The following is a 24,095-nucleotide window of genomic DNA, read 5'->3' as shown; positions in this document are numbered from 1 at the left end:
CCAAAGCCTATGCAGGGAAAGAAAAGAACCCGCTCTACGAGGCGGCCATGGATTTTATTGTACGTGCAAACTGGAAAAAATATAAGGAGGGACGCGACATGTGCAACGCATTGGAAGAACTATTTGCAGATAAGCTGGAGGAACGGGAAAAGCTCGGCATGGAACAGGGAATAGAGCGGGGAATAGAACAGGGCATCCGTGCATTCGTCCTGGACCATATAGAAGAAGGCACTCCCCAAAACATAATCCTTCAGAAGCTGGAAAAGCGTTTTTCCCTTTCGCCGGAGCAGGCAGAGGAATACTGCTGCCGTTTCCGGGAAGGCTGACTTAAATAAGGCTGTGAAAAAACGAAGTTCATTTAACACCGTCTTTTCACAGCCCTTTATTTCAGCACCTCTAACGTTGCTGCTCTCTTATTCAATTCACGGTCATTCCGCTTTCCACTACATCAATCCAAACAAATTCCATAATGGATACATGACAACAATAAATCCCACAAACATGATCAACGTCTTTAAGCCTTCCTGTTTGATAAAATCCTTCATCGGCATCATTCCGTATTCATACATAATCAGGTTTCCGTTGGACTCATACGGCAGAAAAAGCATTTCACATGCGTACACCAGGATCATGCAGGCCACCACCGGGTTAATGCCCAGGGACACGGCGATCTGCGCAAATGGAATAGACAGCCCGCCCAGCATCGCAAGGGGCGTCATGAAGAAATTGGCAATCATTCCAAACAGCATAAAGGAGATACATACGACCAGCACGCTCTTTCCGGAGAGAAACGGCACGGCGATATTCGTCAGGAAATCTCCAAATCCGACGGAAGCTCCCACGACGCCGATCCCGAGGCAGGCCGCTACAAGGAAGATCATGGAGAAATTGATTCTTCCGATTATCTCCTTGTCCCCGATTTCAATGCCCGGAACGAACATCAGATACGGGATCGTCATAAATCCATAGGCCGCCGGAAGGCCGGTAAAGTTTGAGGAAAACAGCCAGGCGAACAGAAGCACGATCATGGCGACCGCCTTTTTCTCTTTTTTGCTCATCTTTCCCAGCTGCTCGTATTTTTCATCGAAAATCTTACGGTTCAGTTTTCCGTCCATTTTCTTCGTCTTATAGACCTTCATCAGGATAAACAGCGTCAGCAGGCACCAGATAATGAAGCAGCCGTTGTACAGGAATGTGGTGAACATCCCCATGCTGTATCCCGGCACAAACTCCTGCAGCGATGTCTCAATCATGGAATAATAGCTTGGATAGTACAGAAACACCGTGCTTCCGGTACACCCGATGGTACCCGCGAAGCACACCAGCGATGATTCTCTGGAGGGCTTCAAATCCATGGCCTTGCACACACCGAAGATCAGCGCGCCGGCAATCACCCATCCATAGCAGAAGGTGACCAGATTTAGAAGGATTCCAATGACAAAGCAGCCGTAAACCACACCGCCGTAGGTTCCGCCGCATTTTCTTATGACAAAGTAGGCGATCCGTTTTAAAAGACCGCACTCATCCAGTACCGTACTGAAGATAAGTCCCCCCAGGACCATCCATACCGTCGTATTTGACCAGGAACCAAAAGCTGTCGCGGCCGGAACGATTCCGCTGACAATATACAGTGACGGAAGCAGAATCGCCGACACCAGCAGCGGAAACAGCTCAAAGGCAATGATCATAATCATAAACAGCGTAATCATAAAAAACCGCTTCAGACTTTCTGTAAAATCCCCCGAAACCGGAATAAAAGCAATGATGACAGGAATCAGTATGCTGACTGCCCATCCGATCCGTTTTTTCTTATCTGCACTCGTACTCATTCTAGTGTCTCCCCGTTTTATAGTTTCTCTCAATATCCCCATGGATATTGTCTTTTTTTTGTCAATTAAAACTGAAAAAGTACATCCCAAATGCCGGATAACCATCTGAACATCTGGGATGCCCTTTACAACAATCCTATTTTATAAGGTTTTCCTATAAAGTTCCATAATATCTTTTACATTTGTCTGTCTTGGGTTGGCCGGAATGTTGCCGCTCTTCATGGCATCCTCCGCCATAGCCGGAATCAGCTCCTCTTTGACGCCTACCTCGGAGAGTGATTTCGGAATGCCTAAGTCCGCATTCAGCTTTTTAATCTCTTCCACCAGCATCTCCGGTTTAAAACCATTTAATACTTCATTGCCCTGGCGGATATAATTATAAATCACTTCATAACGGCCGTCGTCGGCAAGGGCGTTGTATTCCAGAACCGTTGGAAGCAGAATGGAATTTGCGACGCCGTGGGGGACATTAAAGTAGGCGCTTACCGGGTGGCTCATGGCGTGTACATTGCCGAGTCTGGCCCATGCAAATGAGATTCCGGCAAAATTGCTGCCTGCCATCATGGCGCTGGCCGCTTCCTCATTCTTTCTGTTTGCGACAAACTGACGGAGGTTTCCGCCGATTAATTCCATTGCCTTTTCCGCCATTGCATCCGAGAACGGGGAGGCATTGACGGAAAGGTACGCCTCAATGGCGTGAATCAGTGCGTCGACACCGCAGGCCGCGGCGATGGACGCAGGCGCCGTCATAATCAGTTCCGGATCCAGAACCGCGTATTTCGGCAGGATTTCATAGCTGAACACCGACAGCTTGTAATTTCTGGATTCGTCCGTGATGACTGCGGAAGCGGTTACCTCACTGCCGGTTCCCGCTGTTGTGGGGATCGCAATCATCGGCACAATCGGGCCGGGAACCTTATGATTTCCCTCATAGTCCGTGATGCTGCCGCCGTAGTTCGCCAGCACGCCCACGGCCTTCGCCACGTCCATCGAGCTGCCGCCGCCAAGAGCGACGATACTGGTCGCTCCGCATTCTTTATAGAGAGCGGCCGCTTCATTGACGATATCGGTGGTCGGATTCGGAATGACATCCAGATAGGAGGTATACCGGATTCCTCCTTCTTCGATGATGTCCTGTATCTTCCCTACCACGCCGATTTTCTCCAGTCCGCGGTCAGAGATTAAAAACACGTGCTCCGACTCGTTTTCTTTCAGGATCTCAGGAAGCTTTTTCAAGCTTCCCATTCCAAATTCAATATTCTGAGGTATTTTAAAACGAAAATCTTTCATTGTTCTTCTCCTTTTTTACAAAACTGCCATCAGGCTGGTGATCAGCATGTTTGCGCCGATAAACAGAAGTACTAAGTATACGATACGCAGGAACTGCTCACGGTTAATTCTCTTTAAGAAGCCCATGCCGAGGAAGAATCCGATTGCGGCACAGGGAAGGCCGATTCCCAGAGCGCTCCACATGCGGGGGGTAAATGCGCCGTTGCGGAACTGGGTATAGATGTTCCAGGTATTTAAGACCACCCATACCATGTTCATCGTGTTGCGGAATTTTTCTTTATCCTTTACCGCCTCGATGGTGTAAACCGTAATCAGCGGGCCGCCGATGGTAAATGCGCCGTGAACGATACCGCCTAATATGAGACAGCCGTAGCGGAAAATCTTCTTGCCGGTTGTGTCGGGCGCGTCTTCCTCATCTGTTTTTTTCAGAACCAGCGGCCTGATGATGTGCTTATAAATGTTCATCAATGCGATGATGGTAACCATGGCGCCGATACAGATCTTCGCGGTCGTCGGGCTGATCTTATAAAACAGATAATTGCCGATCAGGATTCCCGGCGCACACAGTGCAACGATTTTCACTAAATCTTTCCAGGAAACCTCACGCCACGCCTTCACGCCCAGATAGTATAAGAATGGAATTGTGAGGAGAGTTCCGTATGGTACCCCCTCCGCGGTTCCCAGAAGTCCGTTCGTAACCGCCGCGGCGATAACGGTACAGCCAAATCCCGTACATCCCTGTACAAAGAATCCAAAAATCTGCATCAAACCAACCAGTATAAAATCAAACTCAAAAGTCATAATATCCCCCTATATATATTCCGTGTATTTTAGAAATGAAGCTCTGTACGCTGAATCAAATCCTTCTGCAGCGGCTTGCCCAGTTCGACAAAGTACGCGCTGTATCCGGCCACTCGCACAAGCATGTCTTTGTAGTCCTCCGGCTTCTTCTGCGCCGCCCGCATTGTCGCGGAGCTCATGATATTGAACTGGACATGCATCGCCTGCTTTGCCATATACTCATCGATAAATCCGATCAGAGTGTCTCTTCCCTCGACGCCGGCCACGGATTCCTCCGGGAATCTTAAGTTCATCAGCGTGCCGTTGGACGCCAGGGAGTGATCCACCTTTGTCAGGGAATTTACAAGCGCTGTGGGGCCGCAGATATCGTGGGAGCCGCCGTCGGTATGAACCGGTCCCATGTTGTCGGAGATCGCCTCTCCCGCCTTACGGCCGTCCACGGATGCGTTGGTATTCAAGCCCATGGCCACGTTGGCATTGACCGAGTAGACTCCCGGGCTGAACTCGCCGCCTCTCGGATTCTTTCTTCCTCTGATATGTCTGCAGTAGCATTCGAACATGTAGCGGAACAGTTCATCCGCATAGTCGTCGTCGTTGCCGTAGTGGTGAACCTTGGAGCTGTTTACAAGAGCGTAAAGCTTTTCATGGCCTTTCCAGTTGTCCTTCACCGCTGCAAGCAGTTCAGAACCGGTACAGCGCTTCTCATCAAACACGAGCTGCCTGATCGCAGCCAGGCTGTCCGCGCAGGTTGCCATGCCGCTGGCCTGCGGGCCGGTGCCGTTATACTTGGCTCCGCCTTCCGTCAAGTCCCTGCCCGATTCCATGCAGTCCTCATAAAATGCGGATACGTAAGGTACCGGCTTTAAGGCGCGGTGGGCGTTGTCGATGATATTCAAGCTGCTGCACATCTGATCGGTCCAGTAAGCAAACTGTTTATCTACACTTTCGAGAACCTCGTCGAAGCTCTGATAGGTATCCAGGCTTCCGGTATCCGGTCCCAGATGGCCGCCGAGGGCGCCGCATTTCTCCCATCTTGCACAGTGAGGTCCGCAGTCCAGACAGCGTCCGCCGTTTAATACCATTTCCATCATCTTCGCCGTGTTGACGTAGGCGGCGTCATGCCAGCCGTACTCCTTGCCGGGAAGATCGATCTCCACACAGCCTACGACACAGTAATCTCTCGCTTCTTCCAGGGTCATGCCTTTTCTCATCATGCCTTTAATCGCCGGGGCATCGTTGAAAAGCTTTGGATGGCCGTAGCCTGCGCGGATACATTCCACGGTCTTGACCTTTAGCTCATAGGGGGTATTTTCATGCATACGCACGCAGACCCACGGATTCATCATGCGGGTATGGGCGGAGCCTTCCAGCATCAGCATCGTCAAGTCATTGGTGGCGTCATTGCCGTCTCTGTCCACGCCGCCTATGGTCAGGCTCTCGCCTCCGAAACCGCGGCCGTTGCGCACAGCCATACTTCCCTTATCCTTTAACTTGGTCGGGTTGTTCATCTTTACGTATTCGACCTCGATCAGTTCCAGGACAAATTCCTTTGTGATAGTGCCGTTTTTCATGTCCGCCTCATAGTACGGATACAGCCACTGATCCATACGGCCGTAGGAAATGGAGTGGCCGTTGCTCTCAACCTGAATGAGTGTTGTGGCTATATTAAATAACTGCATTGCCTGCCAGAACGTCTTCGGCACACCGCCTGCGATCTGACGGCAGTTATCCGCCATGGCTTCCAGCTCTTTCTTTCTCACCGGGTCCTGCTCTTTGGCGGCATACTCATCAGCCAGCTTCGCATAGCGCATGATGTATTTTTTCGCAGCCTCATGCATGATAATCATAGCCTGGTAGGTATCCCGCTTGTCGCCGTATTCCGGATCTCTCTTATCCAGCTTCTCCAGACCCGCTTTGGCATTTTCGATCAGGCCGTTGTAACCGACCCTCATCAGCTTCGCATAATCGATGGCCAGATGTCCGGCGCCTGCGAAATGGTACAGGTTCGTCTGGAAGATCTTCTTTCCTGCTTCGGAACCCTTAATCTGCTCTTCCTCCAGCCGCACATTGATTAAATCATCCACGGTTCTGCCCTGCCAGTATTTGCACAGCTCGATAATTTCTTTTCTCTCTTCGTCATTTCTTATGTAGAACTGGTCGTGTTCGCGCTCCTCAAACGGCGAGTGAAGGATCTCTTCGATGATCCAGTTCACGGAAAACTCCGGATAGATCGGCGATGCCTTGGGCGGCGCGGCGATCTCACCCAGAATCAGATCTCCGTCATCAATATACAGCTTCGTATTGAGCAAAATGTTCTCAAAGGCGTAGGCACACTGAAGCTTGCGGGGACAGACTTCATGCTCTTTATAGCTTTCCGTCACCAGCCTTAGCCGCTCCACATCGACCTCATAAGGTCTGTCTAAAAATGTCTGTCTGAGCATGTTTACCCTTGGAAATGGGGACCAGTCTTCATGGTGAACCTGGTAACCCAGACTGTAGACATGATCGAAAGGTTCTGTTCCACACGCGTTTGTGTGATTCTCGTTCATTGCAATTCCTCCTGAAAATATGATATAAATTGGTTTACTGTTTTTCCTTTGTTCCCACCAGGCAGTGAATTCCCCGGCTGTTAAAATACTCTGCAAGCTCGCCCACATGCTTCTGAAAGACCTTTCTGTTGATCTTCACGTCCTCCATCTGATAGGGCATTCCCAGGGAGGCGTATTTCTCTTCCCCAAGACGCATGAAGCTTAAAAGCTGCAGCGTTCTGACGCGGCCGCCCAGCTCGTTTATGATAAAATCGGCTGTGGCTTCTATGTTGGCCATATCATCGTTGACATTGGGGATCACCGGAATCCGAAGGATCAGTTCCCGGTCCCCGCCGGCCAGTCTCTTTAGATTTTCCAGGATTCTTTCGTTGCCTGCTCCCGTGTATTCTTTATGAATCCTGCTGTCCATGTGCTTGATATCGGAGATAATGAGGTCCGTATACGGCAGAACCTTCTCGACTTCCTTCCAGTCGGCGCAGAATGTGGATTCACAGCAGGTATGGATTCCCTCTTCCTTGCACGCCTGAAACAGCTCCGCCACAAAATCGCTCTGAATCAGCGGTTCCCCTCCGGATACGGTAACGCCCCCGCCGGAACGGTCGTAATAGCCCCGGTCCTTTCGGATCTCCTTCATGCAGTCTTCCACGGACATTGACTGCCCCCACTGCTTGATCGCGTCCGACGGACATGCCTGATAGCAGGCCAGGCAGTTGGTGCATGTACTCCGGTCGATTAAAGTCAGCTTCCCGCGCGTAAATTTAAGCGTGCCTTCTGCCGGACAGGCTTCCTCGCACGAACCGCAGTTCTTGCGGGAAATGCATTTGCTTTTATAGATCCCCGGCTGGATATGCGCAGTCCAGCTCTCGGGATTGCTGCACCATCTGCAGCGCAGCGGACATCCTTTTAGAAACAGTTCCGTCCGCATCCCCGGTCCGTCATGGATTGTGAAACGCTGAATATTGAAAATAATTCCCTGTTGTGACAATCGGCCCCCTCCTCCCAATGGTCGTTCTCTCCGGCACTTCTGCTTGATTGTATCTCTCTTTCGGCTTGATTGTATCTCTCTTTCGTTGTCCCGGAGTTGTTTCTGTATGTTAAAATTATATCAAACCTGACGTGCTGAAAAAAGTGGCCACCTGTAGTATTTCGTATAGGGAATGTTCCCTATTTCGACAGGGAAATGGGAGTCTTTCGGAGTCGCTCAGGTGTTTTCCGGTTTATACATAACAAAAAAACAGCTCAATCAGGAAATAAACCATCTCTGATTGAGCCATTCTCTTCTCACACTTTTATCTCATTTATACGAAAAAACAATTTTCTCCAATACAGCCCTTACCTGGCTGCAAACCGTCCATCCTCTACCGGTTCTATATTCTGTTTCTCCTCCAGCGTCTTCACCAGCACATCATAAACCGTCATACCGGTACTCTCACTCTCGAGGATAAAGCTTTCCGGAACTATGGTATCCATAATGGCAACCGTATAGACCTTCTCCTTATCGACCGCATTTCCATCTGCCGTCTGTATCGTCCCGATTCGCTTTCCCGGTTCCGCTGTGGGGTCATAGCTCATGGAAAGTCCGGAAAAATAGTAAAACCAGCCGGACTGATTCTCCACAACAATCGATTTTTCCAGAGTCTCCATCAGGTTTTCTCCGGTTATTTTTATTACACGCATCTCTCCGGTATCGGGACTCTTCAGATCCGGAAGAATGCATTTTAAATCCACATTCGTCACATCACCTTTGTAGAGTCTGCCGCTCAGTCCCTTGCCGTTATATAAGCCGTCTTTCCCATTATCCATGAACAGGGCGATCTCCGCACCGCTCTGCCCGCGCATGGCGTCCGTAATAAAATTTCCAGTCTGAATCAGGGTGAAGTCAGAAGCCGCTGTTCCATAGATCTCCGGATCAGCCTTATGAACAGGCTTTTTGTTTTGCTCATCCACCATCTGTATCACGTCTTCTTTCGTCTTCTCTCCCCTCAGCATCCCCGCCAGGCCTTCCTCCAGCGCTTCCTGACCATGCTCCAGCTGGCCGAACACCGCGTAGCGGCCGGCGCGCAGTACCGGAATTAACGATTCTATTTCAGGGACATCCGGCAGGTCCGTGTCGTTCAGACTGGAAAACATCGCTCCGGTGTCCGCCATCATGGCCTCCTGTCCCTCCGGCGTGGATATGAAATCCATAATCTTCATCACCTGACGATACTTATCACGATTTTCAGGCTCCGCCAAATGTTTGTTCACTCCCACATAGCATACCATATAAAGCCTTGCCCAGTCGTCGTTGCTGCCTGGATTGAAAAACGGCATGAGCGCAAACTCATCACCCATTTTGGAAATTTCATGCCCTCTTCTGGCCAGAAGCGCAGAGTCCTCGACCATGGCGCACTCCCTGGCGTAAAGCATGGTCTCCCGTTTGGAGTACTCAATCTCCAAATCAGAAGGCTTCCAGATTCCTTCCTCCGTCATCTGCTGAAAGACGTCTAACGCCGGGCTAAAATGATCCCCGAAGCTGCCGGTTCCCTTGTTATAATTCGCGATCCACTGCTGATCCTCCGGCTTGCTGAAGCAGCTGCCAAAATTAAAACCGGTAAACGCCGTATTTAAGACCTCTGAATTCTCAAATCCCAATTGAATTGACCGGATTCCGCTGGCTTCTATAGTTTTACAGAGTTCTGTAAACTCCTCGTAATTACCGGGAACCTCCCAGCCGTTTTCCTGAAACAGGGTCTTATTATACAGAATTCCTCTCACCTGAGAAGGTCCCGGCAGATAAAAAAGCGTTCCATCCCTGGAAATATTATTTAACATTGAAAGCTTGTATCGGCTCGTAAAATCTTCACCAGACAAATCCAGGAGTCTGTCCGCCCAGTACTCTTCCCCTGCATCCAGCGGCCACGTCATCACAATATCCGTCAGATCGTCGTGCTCCAGCCTCCGGCTGTATTCTTCAATCCCCATATCTGGAGTATAATTACCAATCTGGACAATATCGATATCCGGAAATTTCTCTTCCACTGCTTTTTCAAAGCTGTTGATACTGAACGCATACTTTACCAGAATGGTTACCGCAGTCCTGCCCTCTTCCACCTTTTTCTGAGAAATGACGTCATAACTGCCGCTATCCTTATTTCCTCCGCATGCGGTCAGAAACAGCATGCCGCACGCGAGGCCGATCAATCCCGCCTTCTTAACTTTACTCCGGTTCTCCCAACGGATCACTTTTGCGCACCTCCGCTAAACTTTCACCAAAAGCCTTCTGCTCAAACGATGCAATGTTCATGGGCTTATCAAATATATACCCCTGAATGTAGTCGCAGCCTTCCTGCTTCAGCATCTCCACCTGTTCCCTGTACTCCACGCCTTCCGCGACCGTCACCATCGAAAGGGAGTGGGACATGCGGATGATGCCGCCAACCACAGCCTTCAGGCGGTCTAATTCCATCGTCTTATCTTTGAAAAATACCTTATCAATCTTTAAGGTATCAACCGGAATCGACTGAATAAGATTCAAAGAAGAGTAGCCGCTTCCGAAATCATCCATCGAACAACCGAATCCCGCTGCCCTGATTTGTTCAATGATCTTAATCAGGCGCTCCGTATCTTCAAAAACCACACTCTCCGTAAGCTCAATCTCAATCAGGCTCCTGTCAATCTGATATTGATCTGCGATGGCCAGATAGGCCTGTAAGAACTTCTCATTTTTAAAGTGGACGCGGGAACAGTTGACAGAGATCTTCACCGGCTTCACTCCTCGTTCTGTCCAGGAACATAAGGTGCGGCAGACCTCCTCAAATACCCACAGATCCAGCGTAACGACAAATCCGTTTTTTTCAAACAATGGGATAAATTCATCCGGATAGATCATTCCCTCCGCCCTGCTGCACCAACGCACCAGCGCTTCCGCCCCGCCGATCTTTTCCTCGGGCAGGTGGTATTTGGGCTGCAAGTACACCTGGAATTCCCTGTTTTTCAGAGCATCTTCCATCACATCCGACAGCTGCTTCTCCCGAAACATACGGGAACGGGCAGCGTCATCGTAAAATGCATACCGCAGCTTGCTGCCGGCCTGCCGCAGCGTCTCCTTCAGCGCAAGCTTCGCCCTGTCGATCATCTCCGGAAACGGCATATCCTTGTTCTCGATCACATAGACGCCGAATTCGATCTGGGGCATCCCCCATGCGGGATTCAGCCTGCCGATATACGCCTCGGCTCCGGCCGACCAGTCTTCAAATCTCTTTATCATCTCCTCTTCACTCCGGCAGAGCAGCATGATACAGAAATTATCGGCAAACAGCCTGCCCATGCACTCGTTTTTATTCAGTACAGAGGATAAATATTTGTAAAACTGCTTTAGGATCATATCACAGTTTTTCCGTCCGATCTGCGCGTTCAGAATTTTGAAATTTTCTATATTGGTATAGACCAGCGCATACTTCTGCTCCGGTACTGACTCCATCATCTCGGCTGCCAGCTCATAAAACCTCTGTATGGTATTCCCCTCGGTTATTCCATCCACGTAAGCGAGTCTCTCCAGCTTTCTTTTATTCGCACGGAAGATCCAGAACAGGATGGCCACAAGCCCGCAAAACAGAATTACAAGCAGCCCGCAGATACGCAGTGTCATAACCAGCAGCATATCCGACTTCTCGTTCACCGCCTGAAACGGAACAAAGGTCAGAAGATACCAATCATCCGGCTGAATGGGCGTATAAACCATATATCTATGTACACCGTCTAAAGAAAAACTGATCTGGTCCGCGACATTCTTCTCAATGTCGCTGTATACTTTCGCCAGACTCCCTTTTTCATCCATCTCCGCATTCTGAAGCGTGGAAAAAATATTATAACCGCTCTTCATGGCAAACGGGAAGCTGGCCTTTGTCACAAGCGTCCCCGATTTCGTGATAATCTGAGAATATGCCTGACCGTTAAAGGAGGTCATCGACAGCACCTGATTCAGCGTATCCGGGTCATAGCAGGCGGCCAGCGCCATAATCTTTTCCCCGCCGACCGTGACATGATCCAGGGAAACGGCAAAAACAAAGTACTCTTTATTGTCCATAATCTGGGCTTTTGCAATCGCGGACTTATAGGCCAGCATGCTGTCGAGCATGGCATCATCGAAGGAAAAAAATACCGATTTGCTGTCCGCAATATTGTATGCTCTTCCGGATTCCTCCACCAGCATGATTGTATCAAGCTCGCCAAACCCCTGCTGCTTCTGCAGAAGCTGCCTGACTTCCTCCATCGTCTCAGGCTCCGTCGTCTCCAGGGATGCACCCATCATGTTAAGCATGGCGAAATTATCTTTCGTTATGCGGTCAAGATTGGCGGCAACCCTTCTGGAAACCTCCTGAAGATATGCCCTGCTCTCTTCTCTTATGGTCTTATGCAGGTTCCTGTAATACAAAAAACTAAAAGCACTCGCTAAAATACAGATCACTATAAATACAACAAAAATCCACCGGTATGTCCCGTTTTTCTTCTTAAATCCAGCCTTCCTTCGCTCCATACATCAGACCTTATTACCTTTCCCCGCAGGCTTATTTTATTTTGTTTTTGTCAAATGCATTGATTACTGGTCAAATGGCGATGCTCATCCCTTGTTATTCTCTGCTTATGCAGCCCTCCTCCGCTCACATCCTGGCAGCCTACTGCTCTCTGTTTTCCAGCCACTTATATAACTGAAAGCGGCTTTTTACTCCACACTTGGTATAGATATTCTGTACATGCTTCTTCACCGTATGATAGCTGATCACAAGCTCATCAGCGATGGCCTTGTAGGTCAGTCCGTTGTACATAAGCTCCGCTACCCGCTGCTCCGCCTGTGTCAGCGGCAGCATGGTCCCGGAGCCTTCCGGCAGCTTTCCTTCTTCTTTCCTGGATATGGTAATCCAGTGATACCGGTCGATGATTCCATTGGAATAGCTCTGATCGTACGTATAGATTGTAAAAATATAATTTTTAATTACCCGTGTCTGGACCCGGTCCGCCGTAAAATTCTCCTCCTCGCCGCCCAGTAAGAACGGCAGCCAGCTGCACGGTGTGGTCGTGCTGATCTGCTCGGCGATGGAAGGGCCCAGGATCTCTTTTAAATAACTCTGAGCCGTCTTGTTGTAGCTCATGATATGCATAAAGTCATCCGTGACAAAATAGGCCTTTTCACCGGATGAAATGATCTCACTCTGAATATTAGACACGATCTTGGCCTGCTCGTATTTCTTGAAATTCTTATAGGAGTTGGCCACATAGACGTAGATTTCATTCAGCGCCTCAATCTCCTGGTCTGTAAAATCCCCATTCTCCAGGCTCTTAAAAAAGGCGACCTGGATATAGGCGTTAATGCCGAATGCCATCGTCACGCTGTAATGCGCATGGAAATTTTCCTCCAGAAAGCGGACGTAGGCGGAGTGGGCGTAATCGACAGGACTGATAACGTCCGTGGATTTATACAGCCTTGGTATCACATTAAAGTAAGTCAGGTGGTCACGGACCGCGTCCTGATAAACCACATGCCTGATGACATCATTTGCAACAAATTTCCTGTACGGATGTTCTTCACAGTCCAGCAGGATTCCGTTCCGATTGATCCATGAAAGAAATGTTCCATGTGTATCGAAATAGGATATCAGCACATGCTTTAAGCCGAAATTTCTATCCAGAGAATCCAGCAGAACGTTGCTGAAAAATTCACGTGCCGAAATCTGATGTTCCGCCATTTCCGAGAAAAAATTCATCTGGCCGGCATTTTCGTATTTCATGGTTTCTTTCCCCCATTTTTCGTTTTGGATTGCGCTCTTAAGCGGTAAGGCAGGTTCCATCCATCTTACCATACTCCAAATACATGTAGAAATTATAGCATGAGAAGCAGGAACTCTCAAGCGAAATTGATGCTGCCTTTTTCACATTAAATTCCGGTATCCTGGCGCTCTGAAAAGGTACAAAAATAACCGCCCCTCCCGTGAGTTGCGGTCATTTTCATGTGGTTGTATTTTATGCATCTTCGCCCAAAATATACGGAGTTTCCTGATAGACGTAGAAATTCAGCCAGTTACCATACAGCGTGTTCGCCGCGTTCCTCCAGGAGAGCACCGGTACTGCGAAGGGATCGTTGTCCTCATAGTAATTGCATGGGAGTTCCGGATTGAGTCCCTTTGTTAAATCCCTGTGATACTCATTATTCAAAGTCATGCGGTCGTACTCCGGATGGCCCTGGACAAACACCTGGCTTCCGTCGCGCTTCATCACCAGATAGACGCCCGCCTCCTCCGACACTGCAAGAATCACCAGATCAGACACCTTCTCAATGTCCTTTCTGCGCACCTCTGTATAGCGGGAATGCGGGGCCATGATAAAGTCGTCCATGCTGCGTACCAGCGGCACCTTGCGGTCCAGAACCTTGTGGCGGTAAATGCCGGAAAGCTTCTTTTCCCGTTTGTATTTCGGTATCCCGTAATGGTAGTAGAGTCCGGCCTGGGCTCCCCAGCAGATATGTAAGGTGCTTGTCACATGACTCTTGCCCCATTCCATAATCGTCTGAAGCTCTTCCCAGTAATTGACCTCCTCATACTCCAGGTTCTCCACAGGCGCGCCGGTGATGATCATGCCGTCGAACTTCTTATTCTTAATCTCGTCAAAGTAAACATAAAACTTGTTCAAATGGCTGGCCGACGTATTCTTCGACGTATGGGTGGCCAGCATCAGAAATGTGCAGTCCACCTGAAGAGGCGTATTGGAGAGCGCCCGCAGAAGCTGCGTCTCCGTGTCCTCCTTCACCGGCATCAGATTTAAAATAAGAATCTCCAGAGGGCGGATGTCCTGGCTCATCGCCCGGTCCTCCGCCATGATGAAGATATTCTCTTTTTCCAGTATCGCCTTCGCAGGCAGATCTTTTTGTACTTTAATCGGCATATTTTACTCCCCCAGCATCTTGATAAACTCTTCCTCGGATATGATCGGCACGCCTAAATCCTTGGCCTTCTTATTCTTGGAAGAATTGGACGCCACGTCATTGTTGATCAGATACGTTGTCTTTGAAGTTACAGAGCCTGTGGCCTTACCTCCCCGCACTTCGATGGCCTCCTGCAGTTCCTTTCGGTTGGCGAAATGTTCCACGCTTCCGGTGATCACGAAGGTCATGTCCTCAAAGATGGCCTCCTCCGTGGATTCCTCCTCCTTCTCAAATGTGAGTTCTGAGAGCAGGTGGTCCACAATCTCCTGATTCTTCTCATCGTCAAAGTAGCGGATCCATGCATCGGCTAAGACTCCGCCGATTCCATCGACCTCGATCAGCTCCTCCGCTGTGGCATGACGCATGCGGTCAAAATCGAACTTAAACTTCCGACACAGCATCTTCGCATTGGCCAGACCGATCCCGGAGATTCCAAGGCCGTAAACCATCCGTGCAAGAGTCGTGTGGGACGCGGTCTCTGTCGCCCGGATTAAATTATCATAGGACTTCCGGCCGAAGCCTTCCATCTGGGTAATCGTCTCCTCATGCCGGTCAAGATGGAAAATATCTGCAAATTCCTTAATAAAACCGGCGCCGATAAATTTCTCCAGAGTCGCCTCCGAAAGGCCGTCGATGTTCAGCGCGTCGCGGCTGACAAACAAGGCGAAGCTCTTGATGCGCTTGGCCTGGCAGTCTGGATTCGTGCAGTAAAGGCTGCGGACATCGCCTACCTGGCGCACCTCCGTCTTACCGCCGCAGACCGGACATTCCTCCGGAATCCGGATCTTCCCGCTTCTGGTCAGGTTATCGGCAATCTGCGGGATAATCATGTTGGCCTTATATACCGTGATGGTGTCGCCCTCGCCCAGAGCCAGGGACTCCATAATGCTTAAATTGTGTACGCTGGCGCGGCTCACCGTGGTTCCCTCCAGCTCTACCGGTTCGAACACGGCGACCGGATTGATTAAACCGGTCCGTGACGGGCTCCACTCGATATATTCCAGCTTCGTCTCCTTAATCTCGTCCGCCCATTTGAATGCGATCGCATTTCTCGGGAATTTGGCAGTCCGTCCCAGAGATTCTCCGTAAGCGATGTCGTCCAGAAGAAGCACCAGGCCATCGGAAGGGATATCGTAGCCGGAAACGGCTTCGGCAAACTCTTCCACCGCCTCCGGCAGCGTCTCCGCCGTAACGGTCTTGTACTCTACCACATCGAATCCCTGTCTCTTCAGCCACTCAAACTGTTCCTTCCGGGAGTTCTTAAAATCCACGCCCTCGGCCGTAACCAGGGCAAATGCCTCGAAATTCACGTTCCGCTCCGCCGTGATCTGGCTGTTCAGCTGACGGACCGAGCCGCTGCATAGGTTTCTGGGATTCTTATATTTGGCATCCACATCGTCGATGGCCTCATTAATCCGGTTGAATTCCGAATAACGGATGACGGCCTCGCCGCGCAGCACCAGTTCTCCCTGAAAAGAGATGGTGACCGGCACGTTCGCAAACACTCTGGCGTTGCTGGTAATGACCTCGCCGATCTCACCGTTGCCGCGGGTAACGGCCTTCTTCAGCGTTCCGCCGCTGTAAGTGAGGACGACGGTCAGTCCGTCCAGCTTCCAGGAGAGAATTCCCGTCTGATCGCCCAGCCATTCCTGTAAATCGGCTGTGCTCTTCGTCTTGTCCAGCGACAGCATGGGACTCTCGTGGCGCTCCTTCGGAAGTTCGGAGAGGACCTCATATCCTACGTTCTGTGTCGGGCTCTTGGACAGCACAACTCCGGTCTCCTTCTCCAGTTCCACCAGCTCGTCGTACAATTTATCGTATTCGTAGTTGCTCATGATCTCACGGCTTTCCTGATAATACGTCTTCGCCGCGGCCGTAAGAGTGGCAGCCAGTTCTTTCATTCTGCTGATTTTCTCGTCCACTTACAATCTCCTTTTCACTGCGTTCTTTCCTTATTAATGCATGATTGTTGTATTACTGTTTATGATCGATAGTTCTGGGTTCTGGTTCCGATCACTATTACGATTTTTTATTTGATCACTTATACCGACCACTCTTCCTTATCATACCGGAAAAAGTGCCTCTCCATGCATCACTTCCGCTTTCCAGGGGCTTTTTTTCGTTTATCTGTCCGAATTTCCAGATTTTCATTCCGGCCATATTCATTTTTCGTACGACCTTTTAGATCTTCATTCCGACCTTTTTCATTTTTTGTACGGTATTTTGGGTCTTCGTTCCGGCCTTTTTCATTTTTTGTATGGCCTTTTGTATCTTCATACCGGCCTTTTTCATTTTTTGTCCGGCCTTTTAGATCTTCATTCCAGCCTTTTACATTTTTCGCTCGGTATTTTGGGTCTTCATTCCGGCCTTTTTCATTGTACGTACGGTATTTTTGGTCTTCATTACGGTCTTTTTCATTTTTCATACGACCTTTTAGATCTTCATTCCGGCCATATTCATTTTTCGTGCGGTATTTTTGGTCTTCATTACGGTCTTTTTCATTTTTCATACGACCTTTTAGATCTTCATTCCGGCCATATTCATTTTTCGTGCGGTATTTTTGATCTTCATTCCGACCTTTTTCATTTTTCGTACGACCTTTTAGATCTTCATTCCGGCCATATTCATTTTTCGTACGACCTTTTAGATCTTCATTCCGGCCATATTCATTTTTCGTACGACCTTTTAGATCTTCATTCCGGCCATATTCATTTTTCGTCCGATATTTTTGATCTTCATTCCGACCTTTTTCATTTTTCGTACGACCTTTTAAATCTTCATTCCGGCCATATTCATTTTTCGTCCGACCTTTTAAATCTTCATTCCGGCCATATTCATTTTTGGCGCGGTCTTTTCTATCTTCATTCCGGCCTTTTTCATTTTTTCCCCGATCTTTTTCATTCACCGTCCGGTCTTTTAAGGAGAGGCCGGATGTATCTTCCAGCCGGCGCATCAGTTCCGCGTATTCCTTCTTCGATACAGGCCGTGATTCACCGGCTTTTAGATCGCCCAGCTCTATATTCATGATTCTGACACGCTTCAGTTTTCGCACCTTGCAGCCCAGCTGCTCGCACATCCTGCGGATCTGGCGATTCAGTCCCTGGGTCAGTACAATGCGGAACGATTTTTCTCCCGTCATCTCTGCGAAACACGGCTTTGTCGTCACATCCAGCTCCGGGAGAAAGACTCCCTTTCTCATCTTCTGTATAAATTCCGGTTTCACCGGCCGGTCAATAAACACGAGATACTCTTTCTCATGGCCGTTGCTGCCGCGCATCAGACGGTTCACTAAATCACCCTGGTTGGTCATCAGAATCAATCCTTCAGAATCCTTATCGAGACGGCCCACCGGATAAATCCGCACAGGGCTGTCCACCATGTCCACAATATTGGGGGCACGGTCCTTGTCCGAGGTGGTGCAGACGATTCCGCACGGCTTATGCACCGCTAAGAGCACCCGGTCCGGTTTCTTCTCGGCGCCCTTTGTTCCTGCCGCAATTGTCCGTCCATTACAGACAACTGTTTCTCCATTTTTTATCTTCTGTCCCGGAACGGCGGTTCTTCCGTCGACCGTTACCTTACCTTCTTCTATCAGCCGGTCTGCTTCTCTTCTGGAGCAGATTCCAGCCCCGCTTAAGAATTTATTCAGGCGAATTCCGTCATCTCCCATGTCTTATCTCCTTTTGCTCATTAAGTAAAAATTATATCATTGTTCCATGGCAGAAGTCAATTTATTCCGGGAAACGATTTGCGGAATTTTCCAATTTATCCGCGTGTCACGTACGTTTGAGCGAAATCTCTGCAAAGGCGATTTCCTATCGCCTAATTACTCTGTACATATACGTAGAAATGCACAAAGTAAGGAAACTATTCGTACTCCGCCGCACACTTTGGCGGAAAGGGAGCAGAGGTCTCATCAGTTTTCATAACAAAGTATGCAAAAGCCCCCGGGCAGCAAATCATATATCCAGCAATATGGTTTGCTGCATGGGGGCACCCCTCTAAACGTCTACATTCCTACAAAAACGCTCTTGCTATAGTCGTAAACAAAAAGCATACAACAATTCCGGTAACGGTAGGAACCAAGAAGGAAGCAACCGTCCACTTCACACTCTGGGTCTCTTTTTTTATTGTAAGGCAGGTAGTGGAACAGGGCCAGTGCATCAGGGAGAACAGCATGGTGCTGACAGCCGTGATCCAGGTCCAGCCGTGGCTCACCAGAAGATCTCTTAGTACTGACAGATCGCTGATATCCAGCAGACTTCCCTCTGCCATATAGGCCATGATGATGATCGGCACTACGATCTCATTTGCTTGTGTCAAGACATACATAAAAAAATTATCTTCCTAATTAACGGAAGTTCCAATTTATTTCAATTACATGGTCAGATTGAATCCGTATCTCCTGGATCAGTGCTACCAGCAACTCTCTTGACAGTGTTTCCACGAAGGCATACCGTCCCAAGTCATGTTCCTCCACTTGCGCCAATTGTTCAACGTTTTGTAATTGCCGAAACAATTCTTCTTTCTCCGCTTGAAGTGCTGATATCTGTTCAGCAATTTTCTTCTTTTCCATAATAAACTGTTCGCGGTCAATCAAGCCACCTGCAAATCGTTCAAACTGTATCATCTGATTAGATTTATATTTACCCATTTGTCCATCTATTTTTTCAAGGTTCTGTCTGATCGTTGTTTCCGATCCGCTCTTATCAGATGGCTTATTTTCCTGCATAAGCTGAATTTGATACTTCAAAGCAGAAAGAACCGTCTGCTCTAATTCTTTTCTCTCTATACGAATTTCCGCACACAGCGAATCAGGTTCAAATCTTCCGGTGACGCATCGAAAATACGGATTTTTACAATCAATCCGGTCTAATGCTTTTCCACATATTCCACATTTCAAAAGGCCTCTGAATGGTTCCGATGGCGTTACTTTATTCCGATTTCCGCGTCGAACCAGCGCTTCCTGAGCCTGCCCAAATTCTTCTCTTGTGACAATGGCATCCATTGCATTCTCCACTCGAATCCACTCTTTACGGTCATTTAGTTTTATCTTTTTTGTAGAAATATCAATGCGCTGCTTCTTTTTGCTAACCAGAACACCGGTATACCTTTCATCACGAATGATAGCCGCTATCCTGGCCTGCGTCCAGATATTGTGTTCTGTTGCCGTAGGGCATTGAAAATGTTCGTCCATTTTTTTCTGTTTCCGGTAACTCAGCGGGGGTAAAATCCCCTCTTTGTTAAGCAGGACGGCAATCTGAAGCGTCTTAACTCCTGAAGCAGCAAGAGAAAAAATACGTTTGACTATGCCTGCGGCTTCCGGATCTATTTCCAGACCACTTTTAGAATCCTTTGACTTCTGATACCCATAAAATGCAAAACTGCCTGCATAATGGCCGCTCTTCATTTGCTCCTCTTTGACACTGCTGATCTTCTTTGATAAATCCCGGCTGTACATTTCGTAGACCATTGCTTTTAGAGATACATCCAAACCAATGGTACGTCCTGCATTATCATTACTGTCATACCCCTCATTAACTGCAATAAACCGGACGCCGAGGAAGGGGAAAATCTGATCCAGATAGTTTCCTACTTCAATCAGATTCCGGCCGAAACGTGAAAAATCCTTGACAATAATACACTGTACTTCTTTACCGGCCAGTTTCAGAAGCTTTCCAATACCCGGCCGGTCGAAGGTCGTTCCTGACCAACCATCATCCTGAAATTCCAAAACATTCCAATCTTTGAATTCCTGTTTGCTCCGGATATAATGGTATAGAAGATCACGCTGGTTTTGAATTGTGGCGCTTTCGCCCAGATTTTCGTCCTCATTTGACGCCCTGGTATATAAAGCCAATGTATTCATACCTGCACCCCCTCTGTATAGCTTATGAGGGTTTGATACTCGTCTTTAAAATTCCATGTAATATGAACGTCATTCCGTCCCTCTATTGTGATATGATGAATCAATTCCAAAACCATAGCCCGGGAAAGCTGCTTTACTCCATCATATTTGCGGCAAGCCTTTATCCATTCGTTTTCAGGAGAGAGCGTCTTTGCATAAACCACCTGCTCAGCAAGAAGCTGTTCCTGTCTTGATAGTAATTCCGCCGCCTGTACATCGTATCGCTGTTTCATATACAAATATTCTTCATCACTGACCACATTATCATTATAACTTTCAAACAGGGCAGCACGTCTTGCCATATTTTTAGAAATCGCTGTTTGAATCTCAGCCAGGGAACTTTCCAGTTTCCGCTTTGTCTTTTGGTATTCCGGCTGTGCCTTCAACCTTCTCAAAAGATTTTCCTGCTCAATTGTAGCCGCAATTTGAATACGGATACTTTTAAGAATAATGTCAAACAGCTCCTGTTCACCAATACTTTTCAAAGTGCAGCCGCTCATACCTTTGCTGGCTTTACGAATACGACAGCAATATGTATAGCGAATATGTCCTTTGCGGGAGCAATTTTTATACCGCCCCATAGTCCGGCCACAATCTTTGCAGTATACCATACCAACTAATAGATTCTCTGTTTTCGGAAGCTGCCTTTTTTCTGTATTCTTCGTCTTCGCTTCACTGTTTATTCTTTGTACACGATTCCAGGTATCCTCGTCAACAATGGGTGTATGCGTATTGCGTACAATAATCCAATCCTGTCGTTCCATTTCTTTGCGCGGAATCCCTTCACACAAGGAACGTATTTGCTTTCCCTGTGCCATATGTCCCGCGTAAACCATATTATTTGTAATATTTTTGACCGTTTGTGCCACCCACCGCGTTCCTACTGTACGGGGCGAATCTTTTTTAAATTCCCCTCTCAAAAAGCGAACCATTGTAGGACACAGGATTTTCTGCTCATTCAGCCTTTTGGCAATTTCGTCATATCCCAGTCCTTCCAGACGCCATGTGAAGATATCTCGCACGATAGGGGCGGTTTCTGGATCTATGATAAGATGGTTTTTATCCTCCGGGCTTTTTAGATAGCCATAGGGCGTCCATGAACCAATAAATTCTCCCTTTTCCTGTTTACGTCTAAGCGCAGTGCCGGACTTTTTAGAAATATCCTTAGCAAATAAAGAGTTTACAATATTCTTCAGTGAGACGACCATTTCATCACCGTCTGCACACTTCAAGGTGTCATAGCAGTCATTGACTGCCACGAATCGAACCCCAAGAAACGGAAAAATCTTTTCCAGATAATATCCTGTTTCTACATAGTTGCGTCCAAAACGCGACAAGTCCTTCACCACGATACAATCAATCTCGCGGCGGCGGACAGCTTCCATCATACGTTCAAAATCCGGGCGGTCGAAGTCCGTACCGGTCGCTCCATTATCACAGAATATACCAACTAATTTCATGTCCTGCTGTGTTTTTACATATTGTTCTAAAAGGCATTGCTGCATTTGAATAGAATCACTGGTGTGATATCCATTATCCTCTTTAGAGAGCCTCACATATAGACCGACACAGTAAACCCGCTCAACCAGTACCGGAGCAGCAGGCGATACCGTCTGTTTTCTGCTCACTCTCGCCATATCAGACCACCTCCTTTACACCAGAGGCCTGAATCATGGCAAGCGCACGCTCATAGTCGGCCTGATAACGAAATTCGATTTGCAGGCGGTAGTCCTCGTATACGAGAATTCGTTCAATCAGGGTAACGACCATACGGCGATCCAGTGTATCAATGTTCTGATATGCCCTGAAATGTTCAATCCACTGGGAATTTACAGACTGATTTTGCAGAATGCTTTCAAGCTCATCTTTTACTTTCACTTCTTCGCTCCGGGCTTCCTGCATTTTTTTATCATATACAGCCTTTAACTCCAGATATTCCGACTTATCAATCAGACCGTCTGCCAGAGCTTCATAAAGGGTAGCTTTTAATTTCTCATACCTTTTTATTTCTTCCTGTTTACTGACAAGACGGGCATCTGCTTTCTGCACCTCTGCCCTCTGTAAGGGCAATCCAGCCAAAAATTCCAGTGTCTTTTCTATCTCAAGGACAGTTGAAATATGTTCCTTTAAGGACATGAGCACCGAATCTGCAACTGCTTGCTCCGGGATTCGATGGCTGCTGCATCCTTTTTTTGCACGATTGGTACAGCACATATAGTAGCTGTAAGTTTTGCCAGCCTTGCAAACACCATTTTTAACCATGTTTTGACCACAATCACCACAGAAGATCAGACCTGAAAAAAGAGAGACAGTATTCTGATCTGGCGCAACACGGGTGTCCTGCAATAGGAGCCGCCCTACAGCAGAAAATTCTTCTATTGTCACAATAGGCTCATGATTGTTTTCGATCCTTACCCACTCGTTATTCGGCTTTTCGATTGTCTTTTTTACCTTATGATTGGGTGTTGTACGTTTCCCCTGTACTAATGTACCGATATAAAATTCATTGCGCAGAATTCGGCCAACGGCTACTGCTGTCCATTTTGCCTTCGTACTGACCTGGAAGCCGGTACGGTATGCCATACCGCAATTTTTTTTATACTCCATCGGGGAGAGGATGCCAAGCTCATTCAATCGATCCGCAATACGCTGCTGGCTTAGGCCGTCAATCTTCCATTTGAAAATATCCCGCACCACATTGGCTGCAAATTCGTCTACAATGAGTTTATGCCGATTGTCAGGATCTTTTAGATAGCCATACACGGCAAAAGAGCCAACGAAATCTCCTTTTTTTCTTTTGACTTCAAGCTGGCTTCTGACCTTGATAGAAATGTCGCGGCAAAAGGCGTCATTAACCAGATTTAAAAAGGGCAGTAAAACATTATCCGACTGGCTGCGGCCTTTAGCGCTGTCAAAGTTATCATTGATAGCAATAAAGCGAACGCCGTACTCTGGGAAAATCTGATCGATATAACGCCCTGCTTCAACAAAATTTCTTCCAAAACGGGATAAATCTTTGACAATAATACAGTTGATTTTTCCACTCTTTACATCTTCCATCATCTTTTGAAAAGAGGGCCGGTCAAATGTCGCACCGGAATATCCATCGTCAATCTGTTCGTCGACAAGCTGTATGTCCGGTTTATCTGCAAGAAAATGCCTGATCAAATCCCGTTGGTTTGCTATGCTGTCGCTTTCCACTTTATCGCCATCTTCTTTAGATAGGCGCAGGTATGCGTCCGCACGATATATTCTATTATCTGTTAAATTTTTCATAGTGAACCTCCGATTGTAAAAAATCCTCAGCCAAACTTTTCACAATGGGACTTCACCGGTATGCTTATTGGTTTAGAATATACCATTATAAAGCAATGGAGTCAAGCCCGTTTGCTTACAGCTGATCGTCTTGCTTTTCATAGTGTTTTCAGATAGTGTTCCAGCCTATCCTCCAGAGTTACCTCTGTATCGGTAAAGCCTACTTTCACCACAGCCTTCCCACAACGATAGCAATAGGGATTTTTGATTTGACGGATAAAATCCGCCATTCTTTCTTCTCGTGGCAGTTTTCGATTAATATGTACATCGTTTATATCCGCCAGTGATTCTCTGTCAACTGTCCTAATATCAACATTTTTCATTTCTTCCATGTCCATGGCTATAACTGGTTCCATATCCGCACCTCCTTTATTTCAGGATATGTTTTACCAACTTGTCTGAATGTCTGTAATTTATGTAAAAAGCGCTTTTAGCTTCGTTAATAG

General features: G+C 47.8%; 15 protein-coding genes and 2 pseudogenes. 1 reads left to right on the top strand and 16 read right to left on the bottom strand.

Annotated elements, in window-relative coordinates; translation table 11 throughout:
• Positions 1-326, top strand: a pseudogene (locus H8S80_RS24440) (3-isopropylmalate dehydrogenase); the annotation flags it as partial.
• A 117-nt stretch (positions 327-443) separates the two neighbouring features.
• Here H8S80_RS24440 and H8S80_RS24435 read toward each other — a convergent pair.
• The 16 genes and pseudogenes from H8S80_RS24435 to H8S80_RS24360 form a co-directional block, all read right to left on the bottom strand.
• Positions 444-1,829, bottom strand: a complete 1,386-nt coding sequence (locus H8S80_RS24435; RefSeq protein ID WP_117623984.1) for an SLC13 family permease — start codon at positions 1,827-1,829, stop codon at positions 444-446.
• Positions 1,830-1,970: 141 nt separating this feature from the next.
• Positions 1,971-3,119, bottom strand: a complete 1,149-nt coding sequence (locus H8S80_RS24430) for an iron-containing alcohol dehydrogenase (protein ID WP_002601289.1) — start codon at positions 3,117-3,119, stop codon at positions 1,971-1,973.
• A 15-nt stretch (positions 3,120-3,134) separates the two neighbouring features.
• On the bottom strand, positions 3,135-3,920 hold the full coding sequence (locus H8S80_RS24425; protein WP_002601290.1) for a sulfite exporter TauE/SafE family protein: 786 nt from the start codon (positions 3,918-3,920) through the stop codon (positions 3,135-3,137).
• A gap of 29 nt (positions 3,921-3,949) precedes the next feature.
• A complete protein-coding gene (hpfG, locus tag H8S80_RS24420) occupies positions 3,950-6,469 on the bottom strand; it encodes a (2S)-3-sulfopropanediol dehydratase (RefSeq protein WP_117623983.1) in 2,520 nt (839 codons plus the stop codon).
• 34 nt (positions 6,470-6,503) lie between these two features.
• Positions 6,504-7,454 carry a (2S)-3-sulfopropanediol dehydratase activating enzyme gene (hpfH, locus tag H8S80_RS24415; protein ID WP_117623982.1) on the bottom strand — a complete coding sequence of 317 codons (951 nt, stop codon included), beginning with the start codon at positions 7,452-7,454 and terminating at the stop codon, positions 6,504-6,506.
• 347 nt (positions 7,455-7,801) lie between these two features.
• A complete protein-coding gene (locus tag H8S80_RS24410; protein ID WP_117623981.1) occupies positions 7,802-9,694 on the bottom strand; it encodes a 5'-nucleotidase C-terminal domain-containing protein in 1,893 nt (630 codons plus the stop codon).
• Complete coding sequence (locus H8S80_RS24405; RefSeq protein WP_117623980.1) at positions 9,669-11,987, bottom strand: bifunctional diguanylate cyclase/phosphodiesterase; 2,319 nt, start codon at positions 11,985-11,987, stop codon at positions 9,669-9,671. Before H8S80_RS24405 ends, H8S80_RS24410 begins: the two co-directional genes overlap by 26 nt.
• 139 nt (positions 11,988-12,126) lie before the next feature.
• Positions 12,127-13,236: a response regulator transcription factor gene (locus tag H8S80_RS24400; protein ID WP_117623985.1), complete on the bottom strand. Its 1,110-nt coding sequence runs from the start codon at positions 13,234-13,236 to the stop codon at positions 12,127-12,129.
• Positions 13,237-13,468: 232 nt separating this feature from the next.
• Complete coding sequence (gene metA, locus H8S80_RS24395; protein ID WP_002601296.1) at positions 13,469-14,386, bottom strand: homoserine O-acetyltransferase MetA; 918 nt, start codon at positions 14,384-14,386, stop codon at positions 13,469-13,471.
• Between the two features lie 3 nt (positions 14,387-14,389).
• Positions 14,390-16,327 (bottom strand): NAD-dependent DNA ligase LigA, encoded by a 1,938-nt coding sequence (gene ligA / locus H8S80_RS24390; protein WP_207729881.1) that lies wholly within the window; start codon positions 16,325-16,327, stop codon positions 14,390-14,392.
• 1,040 nt (positions 16,328-17,367) lie between these two features.
• Positions 17,368-18,096, bottom strand: a pseudogene (locus H8S80_RS35150) (pseudouridine synthase); the annotation flags it as partial.
• Between the two features lie 347 nt (positions 18,097-18,443).
• Positions 18,444-18,758, bottom strand: a complete 315-nt coding sequence (locus H8S80_RS24380; RefSeq protein ID WP_025529847.1) for a nucleoside recognition domain-containing protein — start codon at positions 18,756-18,758, stop codon at positions 18,444-18,446.
• A 19-nt stretch (positions 18,759-18,777) separates the two neighbouring features.
• Entirely contained in the window at positions 18,778-20,295 is a 1,518-nt protein-coding gene (locus H8S80_RS24375) for a recombinase family protein (RefSeq protein WP_006772941.1), read from the bottom strand.
• The gene (locus H8S80_RS24370; RefSeq protein ID WP_006772940.1) at positions 20,292-21,971 is read right to left on the bottom strand and encodes a recombinase family protein; all 1,680 of its coding nucleotides are present in this window, start codon (positions 21,969-21,971) and stop codon (positions 20,292-20,294) included. The genes H8S80_RS24375 and H8S80_RS24370 overlap by 4 nt, the downstream gene beginning before the upstream one ends.
• Before the next feature lies 1 nt (position 21,972).
• Positions 21,973-23,610 (bottom strand): recombinase family protein, encoded by a 1,638-nt coding sequence (locus H8S80_RS24365; protein ID WP_006772939.1) that lies wholly within the window; start codon positions 23,608-23,610, stop codon positions 21,973-21,975.
• Between the two features lie 137 nt (positions 23,611-23,747).
• Positions 23,748-24,005, bottom strand: coding sequence for a DUF6870 family protein (locus H8S80_RS24360; protein ID WP_006772938.1), 258 nt, complete (start codon positions 24,003-24,005; stop codon positions 23,748-23,750).
• Positions 24,006-24,095: the final 90 nt, after the last annotated feature.

Source organism: Hungatella sp. L36, assembly GCF_014288035.1.
This window is presented reverse-complemented; position numbering and strand designations above follow the sequence as displayed.

What these genes read in the sequence shown, in the direction of transcription:
- H8S80_RS24435 (WP_117623984.1), bottom strand. Translation starts at nt 1,829, where the DNA reads ATGAGTACGAGTGCAGATAAGAAAAAACGGATCGGATGGGCAGTCAGC.
- H8S80_RS24430 (WP_002601289.1), bottom strand. Translation starts at nt 3,119, where the DNA reads ATGAAAGATTTTCGTTTTAAAATACCTCAGAATATTGAATTTGGAATG.
- H8S80_RS24425 (WP_002601290.1), bottom strand. Translation starts at nt 3,920, where the DNA reads ATGACTTTTGAGTTTGATTTTATACTGGTTGGTTTGATGCAGATTTTT.
- hpfG (WP_117623983.1), bottom strand. Translation starts at nt 6,469, where the DNA reads ATGAACGAGAATCACACAAACGCGTGTGGAACAGAACCTTTCGATCAT.
- H8S80_RS24405 (WP_117623980.1), bottom strand. Translation starts at nt 11,987, where the DNA reads ATGGAGCGAAGGAAGGCTGGATTTAAGAAGAAAAACGGGACATACCGG.
- H8S80_RS24400 (WP_117623985.1), bottom strand. Translation starts at nt 13,236, where the DNA reads ATGAAATACGAAAATGCCGGCCAGATGAATTTTTTCTCGGAAATGGCG.
- metA (WP_002601296.1), bottom strand. Translation starts at nt 14,386, where the DNA reads ATGCCGATTAAAGTACAAAAAGATCTGCCTGCGAAGGCGATACTGGAA.
- ligA (WP_207729881.1), bottom strand. Translation starts at nt 16,327, where the DNA reads ATGAAAGAACTGGCTGCCACTCTTACGGCCGCGGCGAAGACGTATTAT.
- H8S80_RS24380 (WP_025529847.1), bottom strand. Translation starts at nt 18,758, where the DNA reads ATGTATGTCTTGACACAAGCAAATGAGATCGTAGTGCCGATCATCATC.
- H8S80_RS24375 (WP_006772941.1), bottom strand. Translation starts at nt 20,295, where the DNA reads ATGAATACATTGGCTTTATATACCAGGGCGTCAAATGAGGACGAAAAT.
- H8S80_RS24370 (WP_006772940.1), bottom strand. Translation starts at nt 21,971, where the DNA reads ATGGCGAGAGTGAGCAGAAAACAGACGGTATCGCCTGCTGCTCCGGTA.
- H8S80_RS24365 (WP_006772939.1), bottom strand. Translation starts at nt 23,610, where the DNA reads ATGAAAAATTTAACAGATAATAGAATATATCGTGCGGACGCATACCTG.
- H8S80_RS24360 (WP_006772938.1), bottom strand. Translation starts at nt 24,005, where the DNA reads ATGGAACCAGTTATAGCCATGGACATGGAAGAAATGAAAAATGTTGAT.